This window comes from Kribbella sp. NPDC050470, from assembly GCF_044458365.1.
Lineage (GTDB): Bacteria > Actinomycetota > Actinomycetes > Propionibacteriales > Kribbellaceae > Kribbella.
In genome coordinates, this window is sequence record NZ_JBITHV010000001.1 from 159,758 (window position 1) to 180,546 (window position 20,789).

17 protein-coding genes are annotated in these 20,789 nt (G+C 69.6%); 12 read left to right on the forward strand and 5 right to left on the reverse strand.

The annotated features are described in order from the left end of the window. Positions 1-284: 284 nt before the first annotated feature. Entirely contained in the window at positions 285-2,483 is a 2,199-nt protein-coding gene (locus ACIBGM_RS00700) for a bifunctional (p)ppGpp synthetase/guanosine-3',5'-bis(diphosphate) 3'-pyrophosphohydrolase (RefSeq protein WP_360530323.1), read from the forward strand. Positions 2,484-2,501: 18 nt separating this feature from the next. Here ACIBGM_RS00700 and ACIBGM_RS00705 read toward each other — a convergent pair whose 3' ends face one another. From ACIBGM_RS00705 to ACIBGM_RS00715, 3 genes are all read right to left on the reverse strand, one after another. Then, positions 2,502-2,873 (reverse strand): hypothetical protein, encoded by a 372-nt coding sequence (locus ACIBGM_RS00705; RefSeq protein ID WP_396384025.1) that lies wholly within the window; start codon positions 2,871-2,873, stop codon positions 2,502-2,504. 150 nt (positions 2,874-3,023) lie between these two features. Beyond that, positions 3,024-3,782 (reverse strand): hypothetical protein, encoded by a 759-nt coding sequence (locus tag ACIBGM_RS00710; protein WP_396384026.1) that lies wholly within the window; start codon positions 3,780-3,782, stop codon positions 3,024-3,026. A 63-nt stretch (positions 3,783-3,845) separates the two neighbouring features. Beyond that, on the reverse strand, positions 3,846-5,072 hold the full coding sequence (locus ACIBGM_RS00715; protein ID WP_360530286.1) for a DUF349 domain-containing protein: 1,227 nt from the start codon (positions 5,070-5,072) through the stop codon (positions 3,846-3,848). A gap of 235 nt (positions 5,073-5,307) precedes the next feature. Here ACIBGM_RS00715 and ACIBGM_RS00720 point away from each other — a divergent pair, with 235 nt between their 5' ends. The 3 genes from ACIBGM_RS00720 to aspS are packed head-to-tail and all read left to right on the forward strand — an operon-like array spanning position 5,308 to position 9,126. Next, a complete protein-coding gene (locus ACIBGM_RS00720; RefSeq protein WP_396384027.1) occupies positions 5,308-5,997 on the forward strand; it encodes an MBL fold metallo-hydrolase in 690 nt (229 codons plus the stop codon). A gap of 13 nt (positions 5,998-6,010) precedes the next feature. Further along, complete coding sequence (gene hisS, locus ACIBGM_RS00725; protein ID WP_396384028.1) at positions 6,011-7,345, forward strand: histidine--tRNA ligase; 1,335 nt, start codon at positions 6,011-6,013, stop codon at positions 7,343-7,345. Next, complete coding sequence (gene aspS, locus ACIBGM_RS00730) at positions 7,342-9,126, forward strand: aspartate--tRNA ligase (RefSeq protein WP_360530297.1); 1,785 nt, start codon at positions 7,342-7,344, stop codon at positions 9,124-9,126. The genes hisS and aspS overlap by 4 nt, the downstream gene beginning before the upstream one ends. 79 nt (positions 9,127-9,205) lie before the next feature. Here aspS and ACIBGM_RS00735 read toward each other — a convergent pair whose 3' ends face one another. Beyond that, positions 9,206-10,531 (reverse strand): DUF2254 domain-containing protein, encoded by a 1,326-nt coding sequence (locus ACIBGM_RS00735; protein ID WP_396384029.1) that lies wholly within the window; start codon positions 10,529-10,531, stop codon positions 9,206-9,208. Positions 10,532-10,632: 101 nt separating this feature from the next. Between ACIBGM_RS00735 and ACIBGM_RS00740 the strand changes: the two genes are divergently transcribed. The 4 genes from ACIBGM_RS00740 (at position 10,633) to ACIBGM_RS00755 (ending at position 14,912) form a co-directional block, all read left to right on the forward strand. Further along, a complete protein-coding gene (locus tag ACIBGM_RS00740) occupies positions 10,633-11,097 on the forward strand; it encodes a helix-turn-helix transcriptional regulator (protein WP_360530303.1) in 465 nt (154 codons plus the stop codon). Beyond that, positions 11,094-11,519, forward strand: a complete 426-nt coding sequence (locus ACIBGM_RS00745; RefSeq protein WP_360530306.1) for a VOC family protein — start codon at positions 11,094-11,096, stop codon at positions 11,517-11,519. The genes ACIBGM_RS00740 and ACIBGM_RS00745 overlap by 4 nt, the downstream gene beginning before the upstream one ends. 173 nt (positions 11,520-11,692) lie before the next feature. Beyond that, positions 11,693-12,046 carry a GntR family transcriptional regulator gene (locus tag ACIBGM_RS00750; RefSeq protein WP_360530309.1) on the forward strand — a complete coding sequence of 118 codons (354 nt, stop codon included), beginning with the start codon at positions 11,693-11,695 and terminating at the stop codon, positions 12,044-12,046. An 844-nt stretch (positions 12,047-12,890) separates the two neighbouring features. Continuing rightward, positions 12,891-14,912 carry a GxGYxYP domain-containing protein gene (locus ACIBGM_RS00755; RefSeq protein ID WP_360530312.1) on the forward strand — a complete coding sequence of 674 codons (2,022 nt, stop codon included), beginning with the start codon at positions 12,891-12,893 and terminating at the stop codon, positions 14,910-14,912. 129 nt (positions 14,913-15,041) lie between these two features. On the opposite strand, the gene ACIBGM_RS00760 is transcribed toward ACIBGM_RS00755, so the two are convergent. Further along, on the reverse strand, positions 15,042-15,653 hold the full coding sequence (locus ACIBGM_RS00760) for a hypothetical protein (RefSeq protein WP_360530326.1): 612 nt from the start codon (positions 15,651-15,653) through the stop codon (positions 15,042-15,044). 63 nt (positions 15,654-15,716) lie between these two features. Here ACIBGM_RS00760 and ACIBGM_RS00765 point away from each other — a divergent pair, with 63 nt between their 5' ends. The 4 genes from ACIBGM_RS00765 to ACIBGM_RS00780 are packed head-to-tail and all read left to right on the forward strand — an operon-like array spanning position 15,717 to position 20,738. Further along, the gene (locus ACIBGM_RS00765; RefSeq protein WP_360530329.1) at positions 15,717-16,514 is read left to right on the forward strand and encodes a GNAT family N-acetyltransferase; all 798 of its coding nucleotides are present in this window, start codon (positions 15,717-15,719) and stop codon (positions 16,512-16,514) included. 52 nt (positions 16,515-16,566) lie between these two features. Then, a complete protein-coding gene (gene secA2, locus ACIBGM_RS00770; RefSeq protein WP_396384030.1) occupies positions 16,567-19,035 on the forward strand; it encodes an accessory Sec system translocase SecA2 in 2,469 nt (822 codons plus the stop codon). A gap of 30 nt (positions 19,036-19,065) precedes the next feature. Next, the gene (locus ACIBGM_RS00775) at positions 19,066-20,433 is read left to right on the forward strand and encodes a replication-associated recombination protein A (protein WP_396384031.1); all 1,368 of its coding nucleotides are present in this window, start codon (positions 19,066-19,068) and stop codon (positions 20,431-20,433) included. Next, positions 20,430-20,738, forward strand: coding sequence for a nuclear transport factor 2 family protein (locus ACIBGM_RS00780; RefSeq protein WP_360530338.1), 309 nt, complete (start codon positions 20,430-20,432; stop codon positions 20,736-20,738). The genes ACIBGM_RS00775 and ACIBGM_RS00780 overlap by 4 nt, the downstream gene beginning before the upstream one ends. Positions 20,739-20,789: the final 51 nt, after the last annotated feature.

Sequence of the window (20,789 nt, forward strand, 5' to 3'; positions counted from 1 at the left end):
TCCGCCACGACACGCTCACCCGGCGTGTTGTCCACAGGGCGTTTCAACGAGCCTGGGGCGTTCCCCCTAGACTGGTGGTCTGTCGGCGGAGGGACACAAACGTGGGCGAAGACCCGGCGATGACGTCAGCGGTACCGAACGTAGTACCGCAGGAGCCCCCGCGCGCCCCGGTGCGCCCGGCTCCGTCCCCGCCGCCTGTCGCCCAGCCGCCCCGGATCGCTCCCGCCCGGGTCCGCGCCCGGCTGGCCCGCCTGGGCGGCACCCGGCACCCAAACCGGGCGCCGATGCTCGAGCCGCTGTTCCGGGTGGTCCGGGCCACCCACCCGAAGGCCGACCTCGGCATGATCGAGCGCGCCTACCGGACCGCGGAGAAGTACCACACCGGCCAGCTCCGCAAGAGCGGTGACGCCTACATCACGCACCCGCTCGCGGTCGCCACCATCCTGGCCGAGCTCGGTATGACCGCGCCGACCCTGTGCGCCGCGCTGCTCCACGACACCGTCGAGGACACGCCGTACACGGTCGAGGAGCTGACCCGCGACTTCGGCGAAGAGATCGCCATGCTGGTCGACGGCGTCACCAAGCTGGACAAGGTCAAGTACGGCGAGTCCGCGCAGGCCGAGACGATCCGCAAGATGGTCGTCGCGATGGCCAAGGACATCCGGGTGCTGGTGATCAAGCTCGCCGACCGGCTGCACAACATGCGCACCCTGGGCTTCCTGCGGCAGGAGAAGCAGGAGCGGATCGCCCGCGAGACGCTGGAGATCTACGCCCCGCTGGCGCACCGGCTCGGTATGAACACGATCAAGTGGGAGCTCGAGGACCTGTCCTTCTCGACCCTGCACCCGAAGGTGTACGACGAGATCGTCCGGCTGGTCGCCGAGCGCGCGCCGTCGCGCGACGAGTACCTCGCCTCGGTGATCGACCAGGTGCACGAGGACCTGCGCGCGGCCAAGGTGAAGGCCACCGTCACCGGCCGGCCGAAGCACTACTACTCGATCTACCAGAAGATGATCGTCCGCGGCCGCGAGTTCGGCGACATCTACGACCTGGTCGGCATCCGGGTCCTGGTCGAGTCGGTCCGGGACTGTTACGCCGCCCTCGGCATCCTGCACGCGCGCTGGAACCCGGTCCCCGGCCGGTTCAAGGACTACATCGCGATGCCGAAGTTCAACATGTACCAGTCGCTGCACACCACCGTGATCGGCCCGCAGGGCAAGCCGGTGGAGCTGCAGATCCGGTCCTTCTCGATGCACCGCCGCGCGGAGTACGGCATCGCCGCGCACTGGAAGTACAAGGAGGACCCGACCACCGCCGCGCCGGAGGCCGCCGGGCCGCCCACCACCGAGATCGGTGGGCCGAACGAGATGCCCTGGGTCCGGCAGCTGGTCGACTGGCAGCGGGAGACCTCCGACCCGTCGGAGTTCCTGGACTCGCTGCGGTTCGAGATCAACAACTCCGAGGTGTACGTCTTCACCCCGCGCGGTGACGTGATGTCGCTGCCGGCCGGGTCGTCACCGGTCGACTTCGCGTACGCGATCCACACCGAGGTCGGGCACCGCTGCATCGGCGCCCGGGTGAACGGCCGGCTCGTCCCGCTCGAGAGCACGCTCGAGAACGGTGACGTCGTCGAGGTCTTCACCTCGAAGGCGCAGGGCGCGGGACCGTCGCGCGACTGGCTCTCGTTCGTGAAGAGCCCGCGGGCGCGGAACAAGATCAAGCACTGGTTCTCCAAGGAGCGCCGCGACGAGGCGATCGAGCACGGCAAGGACGCGATCGCCAAGCAGCTCCGCAAGGAGGGCCTGCCGCTGCAGCGCCTGCTCTCGCACGAGACCCTGACCGCGGTCGCGAACTCGCTGCGCTACCCGGACGTGACCGGTCTGTACGCCGCCGTCGGCGAGAGCCACGTGAGCGCGCAAGCCGTCGTACGGCGCCTCATCGAGACGTATGGCGGTGAGGAAGGCGCGGCCGAGGACCTCTCCGAGGGCGTGCGGCTGCCGGCCTCGAAGGAGCGGCGGAAGCGGTCGGCCCGCGGCGACGCCGGTGTCATCGTCAAGGGCGCGACGGACGTGCTGTCGAAGCTGGCCCGGTGCTGCACGCCGGTGCCGGGTGACGAGATCATCGGCTGGATCACGCGCGGTGCCGGTGTCTCCGTGCACCGCGCCGACTGTGCGAACGTCGAGAACCTGCAGACCCAGCCGGAGCGCATCGTCGAGGTCGAGTGGGCCCCGACGGCGCAGTCGGTGTTCCTGGTCGCGATCCAGGTCGAGGCGTTGGATCGGGCGCGGCTGTTGTCGGACATCACGCGGGTGCTCTCCGACTACCACGTGAACATCCTGTCGGCAGCGTTGACCACGACCCGCGACCGGATCGCCAAGTCCCGCTTCACTTTCGAGATGGGTGACCCGACGCACCTCGGTCACGTGCTCAAGGCGGTCCGTTCGGTCGAGGGTGTCTTCGACGTCTACCGCGTCACGCAGTAGATGCCGTAGGCAACCGGCTTACCCGAGGCTCTTGCGGCGGATGCGGAGTGTGTAGTTAAGGCCTTGGCGTTCGCCGTCGGCTCCGAAGCGGACCGACGTACTCACGCCGCCAGTGGTCGCGACGTCCCACCCGAGTTGCTCACGTGCCTGCCGGGCAAAGGCCTTCAGGTCCTTGATCTCGCATCCGCAGTCCAGCGTGGTGTCCACGAACACGTACGACGCCGCCGAGTGCTGGTCGTCCGGACTCAGTTGCCAGCTGATCCGGTGCTCGTGGTCCTGCAGGCCCGTACGGACCGGGTCGTGCTGGATGCCGAGCGCCTTCTCGTAGTCGTCGATGTCGTCGATCAGGAACAGGTCGCTGCGGTACTTCCCGGGCCAGACGGCGTACAACCGGCTCTCACCCGCCCGCACCCGCCCCGCGGCCCATCCGGCGGCGGCGACTGCACCGACCCGTCGGCTGCGACCTCCAGGTAGCAGATGGTCGACAGCTCGTACGGGAAGTCCGGCGAGTGACTGGCGTAGCGCACGCCGCCAGCCTATTCACCACCGCCGCGGCAACCGCGGATGCTGGCACAAGAAACTCCCCACCGCGAGCTCCAACGCCGGATAAGCCCCCCACAGATCAGTCCGCCGAACCGAGATGATGCGCCACCCAAGCGCCTCAAGCTCACCCCGCCGCCGCTCGTCCCGCACCTCAGCCCTCCGCCCGGAGTGCCACGCATCGCTGTCGTACTCGAGCTCCAACCGACGCCCGTCGACCGGGCGCTTCGGGTAGCCCAGGTCCAGTCGGTAGGTGCTGCTAGGTCCGGTGACGCGGACTTGGAGATCTGGTACGCCGAAGCCGGCATCGATCAACCGGAGTCGCAGCCAGGACTCACCGGGGGAGGCTGCGCGACGGTCGGCGTACCGGAGGATGTCCTGGCTCTGTGAGTAGCCCGGCCGTCCCTCATAGGCAGCCGACGCGGCGCGGAGCGCCCAGCGATCGGCCTTGCCGGCGTGCAGGAACGCGTCGACCGCGGAGAGCGCGAACGGCCGGGGGAGACGCATCGCCAACTCCACCGCCGTGGCCAGCGGGCTGGTCAGCCGCAGATCGCCGATCTCGACGGTGTCGACAGGCTCCCGCGTCCAGTGCGCGCCGACGAGCTCGTCAGGTCCGAGCGCGGTCGTGTCGAGGCCGTGCGCCCAAGCAGCCGTCTTCCCACAGGCCACCGCGTCCTGCGGGATCGCCAGGCTCGCCGCCGCGACCCGCAGGTCGTACGAGTCAGGCACCCGGACGTCGACGTACACGCCTTTCATCACCTGGCGGATCTCGCCGCGCGCCAACAGCCACGCCCTGCTGCGCGTTATCCACAGCCCTTGGGGTCAGCTGAAGTCGGAGAGGGCGTTTTGGGCTTGGGTTAGCCATTCTCGGCGGGCGGCTATGGCTTCGCGGGCTTCGGTGGCTTTGCGGGTGTTGCCTTGGGACTCGGCCTTCGCGGCCTGCTTCTCCAGGTCGGCGATGAGGGACTGGAGTTGCTTGACCGTGGCTTCGGCGCGGGCGCGGGCTTCGGGGTTGCTGCGGTTCCAGACCTCGTCCTCGGCGGCCTTGACGGCTTGCTCGACGGCGCGCAGGCGGGAGTCGATCGCCCGCATCGAGTCGCGCGGGACCTTGCCTATCTGGTCCCAGCGGTCGAGCAGTTCGCGGAGTTGCTCGCGGGCCGCCTTGGCGTCCTCGACCGGCAGGATCGCCTCGATCTCGACGAGCAGGGCTTCCTTGGCCTGCAGGTTCTCGACCTGCTCGGCGTTCTCCTCGGCCTGTACGGCGTCCCGCGCGCCGAAGAACGTGTCCTGGGCGGCCCGGAAGCGCGCCCACAGCTTGTCGTCGACCTCGCGCGGCGCCGGGCCGGCGGCCTTCCACTGCCGCATCAGGTCGCGGAAGCGCCCGGACGTCGGGCCCCAGTCGGTGGACGAGGCAAGCGTCTCCGCCTCGGCCGCCAGCCGCTCCTTCACCACAGCCGCTTCCTCACGCTTGGAGGACAGCTCGGCGAAGTGCTGCTTGCGATGCCGGGTGTACGTCGTGCGCGCGGAGGAGAACCGGTGCCACAGTTCGTCGTCGCTGGACTTGTCCAGCCGCGGTAGCGCCTTCCACTCCTCCAGCAGCTCGCGCAGCCGGGTGACGCCGTGCCGCCAGTCGGTGCCAGCGGCGATCGTCTCGGCCTCGGTGGCGATCTTGGTCTTGGCGGAGCGTGCCTCCTCGACCTTGGCGGCGCGCTCGGCCTTGCGCTTCTCGCGCTGCTGTGCGACCAGCGGGGTGAGCGCATCGAGCCGGGCCCGGAGCCCGTCGAGGTCGCCGACCGCCTGGGCCTCCTCGAGCGTGCCGGCCACCTTCTTCACCGCGGCGCGGGCGTCGTCGGGTGACACGGTGCCGGCCTGGACGCGCTTCTCCAGCAGGTCCACCTCGAAGGCCAGTGCGTCGTACCGCCGGGTGTAGAAGGCGAGGGCCTCCTCCGGGTTCGCGTCCGGCCACTGGCCGACCGCCCGTTCACCGTCCTTGGTCCGTACGAAGACCGTTCCGTCCTCGGCTACCCGGCCCCAGCTCTCTCCGGCCACAACTCGCCCCTTCCGGCGGTATGCACTGCGCTCGTGCCCATTCTGGTCAGTCCCTGGTCCAACCGCGCGAACAGGGCCTGCGTGGGCGCGTCGAGCCGCTGTCTCGACGCTTATCCCTGAACAATCACAAACTCCACGCTGGGACGCAACGGTGTTGAGTCACAATCCGGTTCGTTCTCCGCGTGCCGGCACCGGTAGCCTTGGGTGGTCCCGAACCGTTCCAGGAAGGTCAGTCGTGCTCATCGCCGGGTTCCCCGCGGGGTCGTGGGGTACGAACTGCTACGTCGTCGCCACCGGCCAGGGCGCGGAATGTCTCGTCATCGACCCGGGTCAGGACGCGACCGCCGGGGTCGAGCAGGTGGTCCGGGAGAACAAGCTGAAGCCGGTCGCCGTGCTGCTCACCCACGGTCACGTCGACCACATGTTTTCCGTACTCCCGGTCTGCGGGGCGTACGACGCGACCGCCTGGATCCACCCGGACGACCGGTACCTGCTGAGCGACCCGCTGGCCGGGATCAGCCCGGAGTCCGCCCGGATGCTGCTCGGCGGCAACCACGAGTTCGCCGAGCCGGACGACGTCGCCGAACTCAAGGACGGCCTGAGCCTGGAGCTGGCCGGCCTCACCTTCACCGTCGACCACACCCCAGGCCACACCCGGGGGTCGGTCACGTTCACCACGCCGTACGACGGGCCGGAAGAGGCGCCCGCGGTTCTGTTCTCCGGTGACGTGTTGTTCGCCGGGTCGATCGGCCGGACGGATCTGCCTGGGGGCGACCATCCGGCGATGCTGCATACGTTGGCCACCAAGATCCTGCCGATGCGCGACGAGATCGTCGTCCTGCCGGGTCATGGTGGCCAGACAACGATCGGCCGGGAGAAGGCGACCAACCCCTACTTGCAGGACCTGGAGATACCCGAATCATGAGCAAGGCCAAATCGTGAGCAAACTCAGCCCGCTGAGTGGGTTCCCCGAATTCCTTCCGCAGGACCGGATCGTCGAGCAGAAGTTCCTCGACGTGATCCGGGAGACCTTCGAGCTGCACGGCTTCGCGTCGATCGAGACCCGCGCGGTCGAGCCGGTCGAGCGGCTGTCCAACCAGGGCGAGGACGCCGACAAGGAGATCTACGGCGTCCGGCGGCTGGCCGCGGACAGCGACGAGGACGCGGCGCTCGGCCTGCACTTCGACCTGACCGTGCCGTTCGCCCGCTACGTGCTGGAGCACAGCGGCAAGCTGGTGTTCCCGTTCCGCCGCTACCAGATCCAGAAGGTGTGGCGGGGTGAGCGCCCGCAGGAGGGCCGCTACCGCGAGTTCACCCAGGCCGACATCGACATCGTCGACAGCGGCGAGCTGCCGTTCCACTACGAGGTGGAGCTGCCGCTGGTGATCGCTGACGCGTTCCGCAAGCTGCCGATCCCGGCGTTCCGGATCCAGGTGAACACCCGGCAGATCCCGGAGGGCTTCTACCGCGGGCTCGGTATCGAGGACGTCACCGGTGTGCTGCGGATCGTCGACAAGCTGGACAAGATCGGCCCGGACAAGGTGACCGACCTGCTGACCGGCGGGCCCGGCCTGTCCCCGGAGACGGCCAAGCAGGTGCTGCGGCTGGCGGAGATCGCCACCACGGACGCCTCGTTCGCCGACCAGGTCCGGGCGCTCGGGGTCCAGCACGAGCTGCTCGACGAGGGCCTCGAGCGGCTGACTCAGATCATGACTGCCGCCAACGAGCACGCGCCGGGCCTGCTGCTGGCCGACCTCAAGATCGCCCGCGGCCTGGACTACTACACCGGCACCGTCTACGAGACCCAGCTGATCGGCGACGAGTCGTACGGCTCGATCTGCTCTGGTGGCCGGTACGACTCGCTCGCCTCCGACGGCAAGACGACATACCCGGGGGTCGGGATCTCGATCGGTGTGTCCCGGCTCGTGCACCGGTTGCTCGGCAAGGGCCTGGTGGCCGGCTCGCGTCGTACGCCGACCGCCGTGCTGGTCGCGCTGAACGCCGAGGAGGACCGGGCCGAGGCCATGCGGACGGCGGCGCAGCTGCGCGGCCGGGGGATTCCGGTGGAGGTGGCGCCGGCGGCGGCGAAGTTCGGGAAGCAGATCCGGTTCGCGGACCGGCGCGGCATCCCGTTCGTGTGGTTCAGCACCGAGAACGGCCCCGAGGTGAAGGACATCCGCAGCGGCGAGCAGGTGCCCGCCGATCCCGCCTCCTGGACGCCGCCCGCCACAGACTTGCTACCCCGTATCGAGACATCTCAGGAGAACCAGTGATCCGTACCCATTCCGCAGGCTCGTTGCGCGCCGAGCACACCGGGCAGACCGTCACCCTGGCCGGCTGGGTGGCGCGGCGGCGTGATCACGGCGGCGTGGCGTTCATCGACCTGCGCGACTCCAGCGGCACCGTCCAGGTGGTCATCCGGGACGAGGAGGTCGCGCACCCGCTGCGGGCCGAGTTCTGCCTGAAGATCACCGGCGAGGTGAACGCGCGGCCGGAGGGCAACGCGAACCCGAACCTGCCGACCGGCGAGATCGAGGTGATCGCCTCCGACGTCGAGGTGCTGAGCTCGGCCGACCCGCTGCCGTTCCCGGTCGAGGAGCACCACGCGACGCCGGTGAACGAAGAGGTCCGGCTGAAGTACCGGTACCTCGACCTGCGCCGGCAGGGCCCGGGATCCGCGCTGCGGCTGCGCAGCCAGGTGAACAAGGCGGCGCGCGACGTACTGGCGAACCATGACTTCGTCGAGATCGAGACGCCGACGCTGACCAAGTCGACGCCGGAAGGCGCGCGGGACTTCCTGGTCCCGGCCCGCCTGCAGCCGGGCTCGTGGTACGCGCTGCCGCAGTCGCCGCAGCTGTTCAAGCAGCTGCTGATGGTGGCCGGGATGGAGCGCTACTACCAGATCGCCCGCTGCTACCGCGACGAGGACTTCCGCGCCGACCGGCAGCCGGAGTTCACCCAGCTCGACATCGAGATGAGCTTCGTCGACCAGGACGACGTGATCGCGCTGTCCGAGGAGATCCTGGCCGCGCTCTGGAAGCTCGTCGGGTACGACGTCCAGACGCCGATCCCCCGGATGACGTATGCCGAGGCGATGGCGCGGTTCGGCAGCGACAAGCCGGATCTGCGGATGGGCCTCGAGTTGGTCGAGTGCACTGAGTACTTCAAGGACACCCCGTTCCGCGTGTTCCAGGCGCCGTACGTCGGTGCCGTCGTGATGCCCGGTGGTGCGGACCAGCCGCGCAAGCAGCTGGATGCGTGGCAGGACTGGGCGAAGCAGCGTGGTGCGCGCGGGCTGGCGTACGTGCTGGTCGGCCAGGACGGCGAGCTCGGCGGTCCGGTCGCGAAGAACCTCTCCGAGGAGGAGCGCGCCGGGATCGCCGACCACGTCGGCGCGAAGCCGGGCGACTGCATCTTCTTCGCCGCCGGCCCGGTGAAGTCGTCGCGGGCGCTGCTCGGCGCGGCCCGGCTGGAGATCGGCCGCCGCGGCGGGCTGATCGACGAGTCGGCCTGGTCGTTCGTGTGGGTCGTCGACGCGCCGCTGTTCGAGCCGGCCGACGAGGCGACCGCCGCGGGTGACGTCGCGGTCGGTTCCGGCGCCTGGACCGCCGTACACCACGCTTTCACGTCGCCGAAGCCGGACTCGCTGGACACGTTCGACACCGACCCGGGGTCGGCGCTGGCCTACGCGTACGACATCGTCTGCAACGGCAACGAGATCGGCGGCGGGTCGATCCGTATCCACCGCGAGGACGTGCAGAAGCGCGTGTTCGCGGTGATGGGCCTGACCGACGAGGAGGCGAGCGAGAAGTTCGGCTTCCTGCTCGACGCGTTCAAGTTCGGCGCGCCGCCGCACGGCGGGATCGCGTTCGGGTGGGACCGGATCACCGCGCTGCTGGCCGGGACCGAGTCGATCCGCGACGTGATCGCGTTCCCGAAGTCCGGTGGCGGGTTCGACCCGCTGACGGCCGCGCCGGCGCCGATCACCGCGGCCCAGCGCAAGGAGGCCGGTGTCGACGCGAAGCCGGAGAAGAAGGCCGACGCCGCGCAGTAGGCAAGCCGATGTCCCCTTGAGCAACGGCGCCTGACGCTGGGAAAGTGACGATGCCGTTCGCGCCGCACCGGATTTCGGTTCACACCGAGAGGTCCGGCGCGGTCCGCGTGGTGGTCAGCTCATCCAGGACCCGGTCGGCGTGCTCGCGGACGGCGACGAAGTCGGCGGGCTGGAAGATGGCGGCCTGGGCGTCCTTCATCAGCAGGTTCACGTGACCGACGACGAGGCGCCGGCCGGTGTCGTCGACGCAGAACTGACCGGTGCTGTGCAGGACCCGGAGCTGTGCCCGGACGACACGCGGTTCGGCTTTGCCATAACGCCGTACCTGACCACACGCGAGGTCGAGGTAGTACGCGAGATCTCGCCCGGGTACGACGACCCGCAGTACGCCGGCCTGGTCGCGAAGGAACTGGCTGCCGAGCTCACGCTTGGCCAGCGCGGCGAGCACGACGGACAGGTGCTCGATCGCCTGGATCGAGGTGTAGGGGTCGTTGATCGCCGCCGATAGCGCCTTGACCGCGATGTCGGCGAGCTGCCGGACCCCGAACGCGACGTCCTGCTCGGCGGTCCGCTCGAAGCCGATCCGAATGGAATCCCGCGCCGCCGCCGCGAGCCGGTCGACGGCAGGTGGCGGCCCGGGCCGGTCCGTCCACACCCGCACGAGCGCTGCGCCGGCGACGACATGCTCGCCGACCATGCGCGTCACCGACGCCGTCACGCCGGTGGCGGTCGCGGCGGCGAGCAGCGACTCGGGGTGGATGGTCTGCAGGTAGCCGGAGCTATGCGCGGGGATGTCGATCGCCCACTCGGGCGGTGCCGGGCGCGGCTCGGTGGTGACTCCCACCGTCGGCAGGTCCCGGTCGATGACGTTCAGTGTCGTGCGCTCGACCTTGCGCATGACCTCGTCGATCTGGATCGAATGGGTCAGGTGGTGCAGGAAGAACACCAGCATCAGCAGGCTGATGAACAGCAGCACCAGTGCAACGGTGACCGCGAGCCGTGGGTACTCGTCCGTCCGTTCGCCGGCCTGGACGCCGACCGTGTAGAGGCCGGCGCTGGCGTAGGTGAAGGTCGCGACGAAGACGCTCAGCACGAACTGGTTGGCCCGGTCGCGCAGGAAGTTGCGCAGCAGCCGGGGCGAGAACTGGGTCGAGGCGAGCTGGAGCGCCACCACGGTGAGGCCGAGGACCAGCGCGATCACGGTCGCCATCGTGCTGGCGATCGCGATCAGCAGGGTCCGGGCGTCGTCCGCCGTACCCTGGAACAGGAAGCGGTCCCGCCACGAACCGGGCTCGATCTCGACGAAGGTCAGGGCCGAGCCGGTGACGAGGGCGAGCACGACGGCCACCGACGGCATCGCCCAGAGGGCTCCGCGCAGGTACTCGCTCGCCGCATCCCGCCGCACACCGGCCACCCCCTCCCTGTGGTCAGGGTCGCGCCACCCGCGGGCGTCGGTCAACGGTAGGCGTGCAGATCGTCGTACCGTCGACGGTCTAGGCTCGGGGTGTGGCAGGCGGCGTACCGGTGGAGTTGCTGGCGCATCTGCGGCGTGCGCGGGATGTTGCTGACCGCAACTATGCGGAGCCGCTCGACCTGGCCGGGCTGGCGGCCGCGGCCGGGGTGTCGAAGTACCACTTCCTGCGCTGCTTCGCGGCCGAGTACGGCGAGACGCCGATGCAGTACGTGACCCGGCGGCGGATCGAGCGGGCCAGCGACCTGCTCCGGGCCACCAACCTGACCGTGACCGAGGTGTGCGGCCTGGTCGGGTACAGCAGTCTGGGGTCGTTCTCGCAGCGGTTCACCGAGTTGCTCGGGATGAACCCGTCGGAGTACCAGCGGACCCAGTCCGGCGCCCGGATCCCCGGCTGCTTCGTGTTCATGCTCGGGCTGAAGTCCGCAATTCCGGAGAAGCCAGAGGCGGGCGCCGCGCCCTACCGTCGTACCGAGAGCAACGACGAGGAGGAACCATGATCACCAACATCAGCCTGATGAGCGTGTTCGTCACCGACATCGACGAGGCGAAGGAGTTCTACACCGAGAAGCTCGGGTTCGCGGCCGGGAGCGACGTCAAGCTGCCCGACTACCGCTGGTGCACCGTCTACCACCCGGATCACCCGGAACTGCACCTGCAACTCGCGCTGCCCGGACCACCCCTGGACGAGGAGGCCGTCGCGGCCGTCCGGCGCATGATGGCGAAGGGCACGATGCACGGGTTCGGCATCGCGACCGACGACTGCCGCAAGACGTTCCAGGAACTCGTCGCCAAGGGCGTCGAGTACATCCAGGAGCCGAGCGAACGCCCGTACGGCGTGGAGGCGGTGCTGAGGGACAACTCCGGCAACTGGCTGGTCCTGGTCGAGCAGAAGCTGTACACCGCGGAGGACTTCGCCTGATCCGGCTCGTCAGGAGCGGCCTCGGCGAGGTCGGTTTGCGTAGCGGATCAGGTTGTCCTGCAGTAGCCGTCCCGACCTTGGTCAGGCCGAGTACCAACTGTGGGGAGTGGAGGGTCACGGTCGGTTGTGGTGTCCGGTTGTTCGCGGCGCAAGTGGTCGGGCATGGTGACCGGATGGACATCACGGTGGATCCGGTCGGGATCACCCCGCCGTACGAACAGGTGCGGTCGCAGATCGAAGGTCTCATCCGGGCAGGCGAGCTGGCGAAGGGGACCCGGCTGCCTACGGTGCGGCAGCTGTCACTGGACCTCGGGCTGGCGGTGAACACGGTGGCGCGGGCGTACAAGGAGCTCGAGGCGGATCGCCTGGTGGAAACCCGCGGACGGAACGGGACCTTCGTCCTCGCCGAACGCAGCCAGGTAGACGACGCGGCCACCCACCAGGCCGCCGTCGCCCTCGCGCTAGCCGCCCGCCGGGCGGGTCTATCCTTCGCCGAGACAACCGAAATCCTTCACCAGGCCTGGTAGTCCCCCCACGCGTGCTACGCAGCCGCACCTACGTCGCGGCCGCTCCGCGCGCTCCCACCCGCCCTCCCGGCTTATCGCCGGTGCATCCTTGCCTGGCCGCCGCCGGCGGGTTTGCGGGCTGCCGCCCGGGGTGCGGTGCAGTCGCCCCGCGGTGTGCGGGCTGTCGCCCAGCGGTCGTGCGGGCTGTCGCCCGGAGTGCCGTGCTGTCGCCCGGGGTGTGGTGCTGTCGCGCCGCGGGTGTGCGGGGCTGTCGCCCGGGGTTTAGGCACGTAGTGCGCGTGGGTTGATGTCCGGGCGGGCGTTGTCGGCAGCCGGTGGGTGTCATCCCAGGGTGACTGTTCAGATGCGCGAGTTGAATCGGGGGCTTGGACAGGTACTGGTGGGCTGGTACCTGGTATCTCCTGTCCGCACCCACCAGTGGGTGTCCCACGCCCCGAGCGCCACCACGGATCACGGCGAGTACGACAGGCGACAGCCGAACGACCGTGGGCCAACAGACCGACGGCGGGCGGTAGCCCGCAGGTGGACGGCGGCAGCCGTCACACCCGCGGGGCGACAGCACCGCATACACGCGGAGCGGCAGCACCGCGAACCGCCGGCGGTAGCCAGGCAAGGGATGCACCGGCGGTAGCCGGGGGGCGGGTGGGAGCGCGCGGAGCGGACGCGACGGAGGAGCGGCTGCGTAGCACGCGTGGGGTGGACCACGCGTCGGACGGACCCCCTGCATCGGAAACGATTCCAGATTGGTTGGGGCAACGTTGTAATGAGCTATGTACAGGGAGTCCTGACGTTGCTACTGTCCGGCTGATTTGACATCGATGTCAGCGACAGGGGAGTGGTCACGATGGTCTCGAGACGAACGTTCCTGGCGGGTAGCGGCGCGGTGGCGGCGGGTGGGTTCGGGGTGGTTCAGCCCCTTTCCGCCGCCGCGGCCGACAACGCTGCCAATGCTTCGGCCCAAGCGGCGGCAGACCGCTGGTTGCCTGCCTTCGCCAAGCCGGGGCGGTTGCACTACGGCGACGTCAGCAAGCTCAGCGGGGGCGACCAGACCCTGCTGACCACCTTGCAGGGCGTCGTCAACCGCACGAAGCCTGAGCTGTACTTCCTGTTCAACCCGGGCGGCCCGGACGGTCCCGATGCCAAGTGGCTCGCGGACATGAAGCTGCCGACCACCCGGTACGACGATCCGCTCGACCTGGTGGCGAAGTACCGGAGCCGGATCAAGGGCGCGATCGTTCACGATCCCGCCGTAGCGGACTCGATCAACGTCGCCACGACGCTGGCCGGGCTGGAGAACGCGGTCGTGGCGACCGCGGAGCAGGCGCAGGCGCACGGGCTGCGGATCGTGAAGGACCTGCGTGGGGTCTTCGACGGCGACCGGGTGAAGACCTATCGCTGGCAGCTGGACAACCTGTTCCCGCGGTGCAACCAGAAGCTGCTCACCGGTCTGCCGCCGACGATGGTGGTGCAGGTCGAGGACGTGCAGTGGCAGGAGATCGCCCGCGAGACCCGGCAGATCCGGGACTCGTCGAACCGTGGGACGTACGACCTGGACGTCTCGGCGAAGCTCGGCCCGGACGGGGTGTTCGTCCGGTTCGGGGACTCGTTCGGCGACGACGGCTGGGGCGCCTCGGTGCTCGGGGTGACGGTGAAGGCGAACGGGACCGAGATCGCGCGGTTCCTGCCGAACACGCCGGAGGAGGCGCCGTACCTGTTCGAGGCCGCGAACTCGTCGATCGGTGGCGAGGGCAACCGGTTCGCCGACGGCGGGAACTACTGGATTTACCGCTTCGCCCCGCCGGCCGGTACGACGAGCCTCGTGGTGACGGTGGAGATGTGGAACCAGTACGTCGTGTCCGCGACCGACACCGCGCCGACCCGGATCGAGCCGTTCCCGTTCTTCCGCGACTACGTGGTGGCCACCAAGGCCCTGGTGAGCTGGCTGCCGCCGAACGGTCCGACCGGCGACCTGCTGACCGAGCACTTCGACAAGGTCGGGCCGACCGCGCCGTACGCGGGCTGGTTCTCGAACGACGTCGCGGGGGAGTGGAGCGGTGTCGACCTGGCGTCGCAGGGCGGCTCGCCGGTGATCCCTGCGGACTTCTACATGAACGGCACCGTGCACTCCGGCTTCGTCGCGCCGATCTCGGACAAGGTCCGGCCGGTACGGCGGTTGCAGCCGAAGAACAAGGTGTACGTCACGCTGACCTTCGGCGAGGGCGACAACGTGCAGTACTGCCAGCGGCGGATGCGCGACATGTGGGACGACCCGCGGCGTGGTGAGGCGATGGTCAACTGGACGATCAGCCCGCTGCTCGCCGAGATCGGCCCGGGGCTGTTCAGCTACTTCCAGCGGACCGCGACCTCCAACGACCTGCTGATCTGCGGGCCGTCCGGCGCCGGCTACAGCTACCCGGGGTCGTGGCCGGCCGACCAGCTGACGGCGTACCTCAAGTTGTCCGGGTCGTTCATGCGCCGTACCGGCATGGACCTCGTCTACGCCTACAACCACCGGGATGCGAACGGCTGGGTCGCGTTCCCGGAGGAGATCGCCCAGGGGTACAACGACCACACCCCGCTGCAGGGCATCGTCCAGTCGTGGGAGGGCGGCGACCTGCTGGTCAAGCGCGGCGGCCTGCCGATCATCGGGAACTTCGGCGCACCCGGGAAGGCCGCTGAGTACAAGGCGGCCCTGGACGCGAAGATCGCCGACTGGGACGGCGCGAGCCCGGCCTTCATCGCCTGCGGTATCAACGCGTGGGGCTGGACGCCGTCGGACATCGCCGACCTGGCTCCGCTGCTGACGGACCCGTACGAGCTGGTGCTCGGCAACACCTTCTTCGACCTGCTCAACCAGGTTCTGTAGGGAGCCACGCTCCGGCGGGCGGTCCGCCAGCGCCCGCCGGAGCGTGGATTCACCGGAACAGGTCCGCCCAATGGAGTAGGGCGGCCGCCCGGCGGGGGAGCCGGACGGCCGCTGGGGTGGGGGTCTGGGTTACCAGCGGTGGGCGACGTCCACCACGAGGCGGGTGTTCGAGCCCGGGCCGGCGAGCGTGAAGACGCGGAACGGAAGGCGGGCGCGAACGCCGAGACCGATGGTGGTCTGGCCTTCGAAGCTGCCGCCGTACGCGACCTGGCGGAAGGTGCTGTAGCCGGCCACGTTGGTCAGCTCGCGCTTGTTCGCGGGGCGGTACGTCTGCTGGCCGGCCAGTGTGTGGGCGGGCGCGCGGACGATGATCTGGAGCTTCGCGCCGCCGCGGAGCGGTACGACGAAGCCGGAGCCGTCCTGGGTGACGTTGCTGACGTAGCGGACGTCGTACCCGGCGGCGCGGCCGCGGAGGTCGACGACCAGCCGGTCGAAGCAGGCGTGCCGGCCGGTGCGCACGTTGGTGATCGGCGCGGAGGTCATCCGGCTGTTGGTCTCGGGCAGCGAGCCCCAGCCCTTCGGGCATGCGGTGGTGGTGCTGGTCGAGGCGGCGCTGGTGGAGACGGTGCGGGGGGCGGAGGTGGAGCCGGTGACGGCCGGTGCGGCGATCGCTGCGGCGGGGATCGCCATGATGGCGAGGGCGGCGACGATCGTCTTGCGCGAGATGTGGTGGATGTTCATGATGTCCCCCCTTTCAGGACAAACGGTTAGACGCCGCTGTTCACCAGTTGGTTGACTGCGGACATGACGCCTGCCGAGTTGCTCGAGGTCTTCCATCGCCGGATCCGGTTGCCGGACGCCGACGCCATTCCCGGCTGGAAGACCGAGCATGTCGGCCTGGTGCATCGCTCGTACGTCGAAGGGCCCGACGGCGCCGGGTTCGTCGAGTCGCCGCGCGGCCTCGGCGACGACCCGGACGCGGTGATCGCGGCCGAGGTCGCGTTCTTCCGTGACCGTGGGTTGCCGTTCGAGTGGAAGACGTACGCGTACGACGAACCCGCCGACCTCGGCGACCGGCTGGTCCGGGCCGGGTTCACCCCGGACGATCCGGAGACCCTGATCCTCGGCGAGGTGGACCGGATCCTGGAGCGGCCGTCCGCGCTGCCGTCGAAGGTGCGGCTGCGGGAGGCCGACGGCCCGGCCGACTACCACCGGATCGCCGTACTGATGGACACGCTGTGGCACAACGGGCTGGAGCGGATCGAGGAGCGGCTGTCCGGCGAGGCCCGGATGTTCCCGGACCGGCTGTCGGTGTACCTGGTCGAGGACGCGCTGAAGGGGCCGGACGGGCCGGCGGTGTCGGCCGCGTGGGTCCGGTTCCACCCCGGGACGGGGTTCGCGAGCCTGTGGGGTGGCGGCACGCTGCCGGAGTGGCGGCGACAGGGTCTGTACGGCGCTCTGCTGGTCCATCGGGCCCAGTTGGCGAAGGAACGCGGGTACGAGTTCCTCCGCGTGGACGCGTCCGAGGACTCCCGTCCGATCCTCCAGAAACTGGGCCTGCACGCCGTCACCACGACCACGCCGTACAACTGGACCCCCTGATACGCCTACCTGCATTACGGAACGACACGCCGAGGCTGTACGTTGCCGAATCATGGCTCTGAAGATCGCTTCCCGCTTCCGCCGGCTGCTGCAGCGCCCCGGCTCGATCGACCTCGGCCCGTACGAGCGGCTCACCCAGCTGGTCGGCGAGGCGGAGGAGTCGGTGCAGTCCCTGACCGACGAAGAGCTCACCGAGGCGGTGGGCGAGCTGCGCACCACCGGCGGGCTGCACGAGGACGAGCAGATCGAGTTCCTCGCCCTGGGCCGGGAGGCCGGTCACCGCGCGATCGGTGAGCGGGCCTTCGACGGCCAGGTCGTCGGCGCGCTGGCGATGCTGCAGGGCCGGGTCGTGGAGATGGCGACCGGTGAGGGCAAGACGCTGGCCGGCGCGATCGCCGCGGCCGGGTACGCGATCGGCGGCCGCAAGGTCCAGGTGCTCGCCGTCAACGACTACCTGGCGCGCCGCGACGCGGAGTGGATGGGCCCGGTGTACGAGCTGCTCGGCGTGAGCGTGTCGCACGTCGGCCAGGCATCCACACCGGAGGAGCGCCGGGAGGCGTACCAGGCGGAGGTCTGCTACGTCCCGGTCAGCGAGGTCGGGTTCGACGTACTGCGGGACCGGCTGGTGACCGACGTGGCCGACCGGGTCACGGTCGAGCCGGACGTGGCGCTGGTCGACGAGGCCGACTCGGTGCTGATCGACGAGGCCCGGGTGCCGCTGGTGCTCGCGGGTGCGACCCGGACCGAGGCGCTGGACGACGACGTCGTACAGCTGGTCCGGACGCTGCGTGCCGGTGTGGACTACGAGATCGACGGCGACGGCCGGACGGTCGCGCTGACCGACAAGGGCACGGACAAGGTCGAGGACACGCTCGGCGGGATCAACCTGTACGAGGACGACAACCTCGACCGGCTCACCCAGATCAACGTCGCGCTGCACGCCGAGGTGCTGCTGCGCAAGGACGTCGACTACCTGGTCCGCGACGGCAAGGTCAGCCTGATCAACAACAACCGCGGCCGGATAGCGAAGCTGCAGCGCTGGCCCGACGGCCTGCAGGCGGCGGTCGAGGCCAAGGAGGCCGTGCCGGTCAGCGACTCCGGCGAGGTGCTGGACAGCATCACCGTGCAGGCGCTGGTCAAGGGCTACAAGACGCTGTGCGGCATGACCGGTACGGCGGTCGTCGTCGGTGAGTCGCTGCAGGAGTTCTACGACGTCGAGGTGGCCGTCGTACCCCCGAACAAGCCGAACGTCCGCAAGGACGACCCGGACCGGCTCTACCTGACCGTCGAGCAGAAGAACACGGCGCTGGTCGAGCACATCGCCGAGGTGCACGAGACCGGGCGGCCGATCCTGATCGGGACGCACAGCGTGGAGGAGTCCGAGCAGCTGAGCGACCGGCTCGAGGCGGCCGAGATCCCGCACGTCGTGCTGAACGCGAAGAACGACGCCGAGGAGGCCGGCATCATCGCCGAGGCCGGTGTGCCGGGAACGGTGACCGTGTCGACGCAGATGGCCGGTCGCGGTACGGACATCCGGCTGGGTGGGCGCGACGAGTCGCACGACAAGGAGAAGGCGCTCGAGCTGGGCGGTCTGTACGTGATCGGGACCGGTCTGCACGCGTCGCGGCGGCTGGACGACCAGCTGCGTGGACGGGCCGGGCGGCAGGGTGACCCGGGTGGGTCTCTGTTCTTCGCGAGCCTGGCCGACGAGCTGGTGACCCGGTACTCCGTTTCCTCGGGGCTGCGGCCGCATCCGGACGACTCCGGGCGGCTGACCGACCGCAAGTCGATCGGTGTGCTCGAGCACGCACAGCGGGTCGCGGACGGTGCGAACGCCGAGCTGCACCGGACGACGTGGCAGTACCACCGGCTGACCGGCCAGCAGCGGGCGATCCTGCTCGACACCCGCGAGAAGGTGCTGACCGAGGACCTCGCGGCGACCGAGCTGGCCGAGAAGGCCAAGGAGCGGTACGACGAACTCGTCGAGGAGCTCGGTGAGGACGTGGTGAAGGACGCCGTACGGCGGATCGCCCTGCACCACCTGGACCGGCGGTGGACCGACCACCTGGCGTACCTGGCCGACCTGCGGGAGGGCATCCACCTGCGGTCGCTGTCCGGCGGCATCGTGCACCTGAAGCCGATCGACGAGTTCAACAAGTCCGCGATCGCGTCGTTCGACACCCTGATCGCCGACGCCTGGGCCGACGCCGTCGAGACCTTCAAGACCGCCGAGATCACCGCCGAGGGTCTGGACGAGGAGGCGAGCGGCGTCCCCCGCCCGATCGCCACCTGGACCTACCTCGTCAACGACAACCCCTTCGGCACCGAGGCCGACCGGATCCTCGGCCGCCTCCGCAACGCCATCAAGCCGGAGTCGGTGGCCGAGTTCGAGGAGATCCTGCCCGAGGAGTTCGACGAGGACGACCTCCCGGAGGAGCTCCGCGAGGCCGACGACGAGGACCTCCCCGAGGAACTCCGCGAGGCCGACGACGAGGAAGACCCGAAGGACAGCAAGAAATAACTGTCTGTAGGGCTAGGTAGGCTCTCACCTGTGAGTGAAGGCTTGTTCGAGATCCCGGGAGCTCCTGCGCCTGCTCGGGGCGGCGGGAGCTTGGCCGACATGGACCACACGGCTGCGCCGTTGGCTGTGCGGATGCGGCCTCGGAGCCTTGACGAGCTGGTGGGGCAGCAGCATCTGCTGGCGCCTGGGTCACCGCTGCGACGGCTGGTCGAGGGGGACCAGCCGATGTCGTTGCTCCTCTGGGGGCCGCCGGGAACCGGGAAGACGACGATCGCGGCGGTGGTCTCGCATCAGACCAACCGCAAGTTCGTGGAGTTGTCGGCGGTCACCGCGGGGGTGAAGGACGTCCGGCAGGTGATCGACGCCGCGCGAAGGGATCTGGCGCGGGCGGCGGGGACGGTCGAGACAGTGCTGTTCATCGACGAGGTGCACCGGTTCACGAAGGCTCAGCAGGACGCGTTGCTCCCCGGCGTGGAGAACCGCTGGGTGACCCTGGTCGCGGCCACCACCGAGAACCCGTTCTTCTCGGTGATCTCACCGCTCCTGTCCCGATCACTCCTGCTCACCCTCGAGTCGCTGACCGACGACGACATCGCCGTACTGCTGGACCGGGCGCTGGCCGACGAGCGCGGGCTGAACGGCGAGTTCGAGCTTGCGCAGGACGCCCGCGACCATTTGCTCCGGATGGCCGGGGGAGATGCCCGGCGGGCGTTGACCTACCTGGAGGCCGCGGCCGGTGGCGCGCGGGCGAAGGAAGCCGAAGTCATCGACCTGAAGACACTCGAGACGGCGGTGGACCGGGCCGCGGTGCGGTACGACCGGGCCGGCGACCAGCACTACGACGTCGCGTCGGCGTTGATCAAGTCGATCCGCGGGTCCGACGTGGACGCCGCGATGCACTACCTGGCCCGGATGATCGAGGCCGGCGAGGACCCGCGGTTCATCGCCCGCCGCCTGGTGATCTCGGCGAGCGAGGACATCGGCATGGGCGATCCGACCGCGCTCGGCGTCGCGGTCGCCGCAGCCGAGGCGGTCCAGCTGATCGGCATGCCGGAGGCCCGGATCAACCTGGCCCAGGCGGTCGTCGCCCTCGCGCTCGCCCCGAAGTCCAACGCGGTGATCATGGCCGTCGACGCCGCGATCGCCGACGTGAAGGCGGGCAAGGTCGGCCCGGTGCCGCCCCACCTGCGCGACGCGCACTACGCCGGCGCGAAGAAGATCGGCCACGGCTCGTCGTACCAGTACTCGCACAACGACCCGCGCGGCGTCGTCCCGCAGCAGTACGCGCCGGACGTGATCGACGGCACCGACTACTACAACCCGACCCGCCGCGGCGGCGAGGCGGCGTACGCGGACCGGGTCGCGAACATCCGCAAGATCCTCCGGGACCGCAAATGAGCCGCACGACCGACCACGTCGACGCCTTCAACCAGGCCGTCAGCACCGGCGACTGGGACACCTTCGCCGCCCGCTTCGCCCCCGACGCCACCATGACCTTCGTGAACGTCCCAGCCGGCCCCTTCCACGGCCGGGAAGCCATTGCCGAGGCGTACCGGGCCACTCCACCCACCGAGACCATGAGTCTGGTCGAAGAGGTCGGCGACTTCGCCCGTTTCCGTTGGTCCGGAGGTGGGACCGGCACCATGCGCCTGGTTTGGACACCTAACGGGACGGTTCGGACACTCACTGTCAGCTTCGACTGACGGATGGAGGGCCCACGCTTGCGTGGTCGGCTGCGGTGGGTAGGCTGCGAG

What these genes read in the sequence shown, in the direction of transcription:
- ACIBGM_RS00745 (WP_360530306.1), top strand. Translation starts at nt 11,094, where the DNA reads ATGATCACCAACATCAGCCTGATGAGCGTGTTCGTCACCGACATCGAC.
- ACIBGM_RS00755 (WP_360530312.1), top strand. Translation starts at nt 12,891, where the DNA reads ATGGTCTCGAGACGAACGTTCCTGGCGGGTAGCGGCGCGGTGGCGGCG.
- secA2 (WP_396384030.1), top strand. Translation starts at nt 16,567, where the DNA reads ATGGCTCTGAAGATCGCTTCCCGCTTCCGCCGGCTGCTGCAGCGCCCC.
- ACIBGM_RS00750 (WP_360530309.1), top strand. Translation starts at nt 11,693, where the DNA reads ATGGACATCACGGTGGATCCGGTCGGGATCACCCCGCCGTACGAACAG.
- ACIBGM_RS00765 (WP_360530329.1), top strand. Translation starts at nt 15,717, where the DNA reads ATGACGCCTGCCGAGTTGCTCGAGGTCTTCCATCGCCGGATCCGGTTG.
- ACIBGM_RS00760 (WP_360530326.1), bottom strand. Translation starts at nt 15,653, where the DNA reads ATGAACATCCACCACATCTCGCGCAAGACGATCGTCGCCGCCCTCGCC.
- ACIBGM_RS00780 (WP_360530338.1), top strand. Translation starts at nt 20,430, where the DNA reads ATGAGCCGCACGACCGACCACGTCGACGCCTTCAACCAGGCCGTCAGC.
- ACIBGM_RS00700 (WP_360530323.1), top strand. Translation starts at nt 285, where the DNA reads ATGCTCGAGCCGCTGTTCCGGGTGGTCCGGGCCACCCACCCGAAGGCC.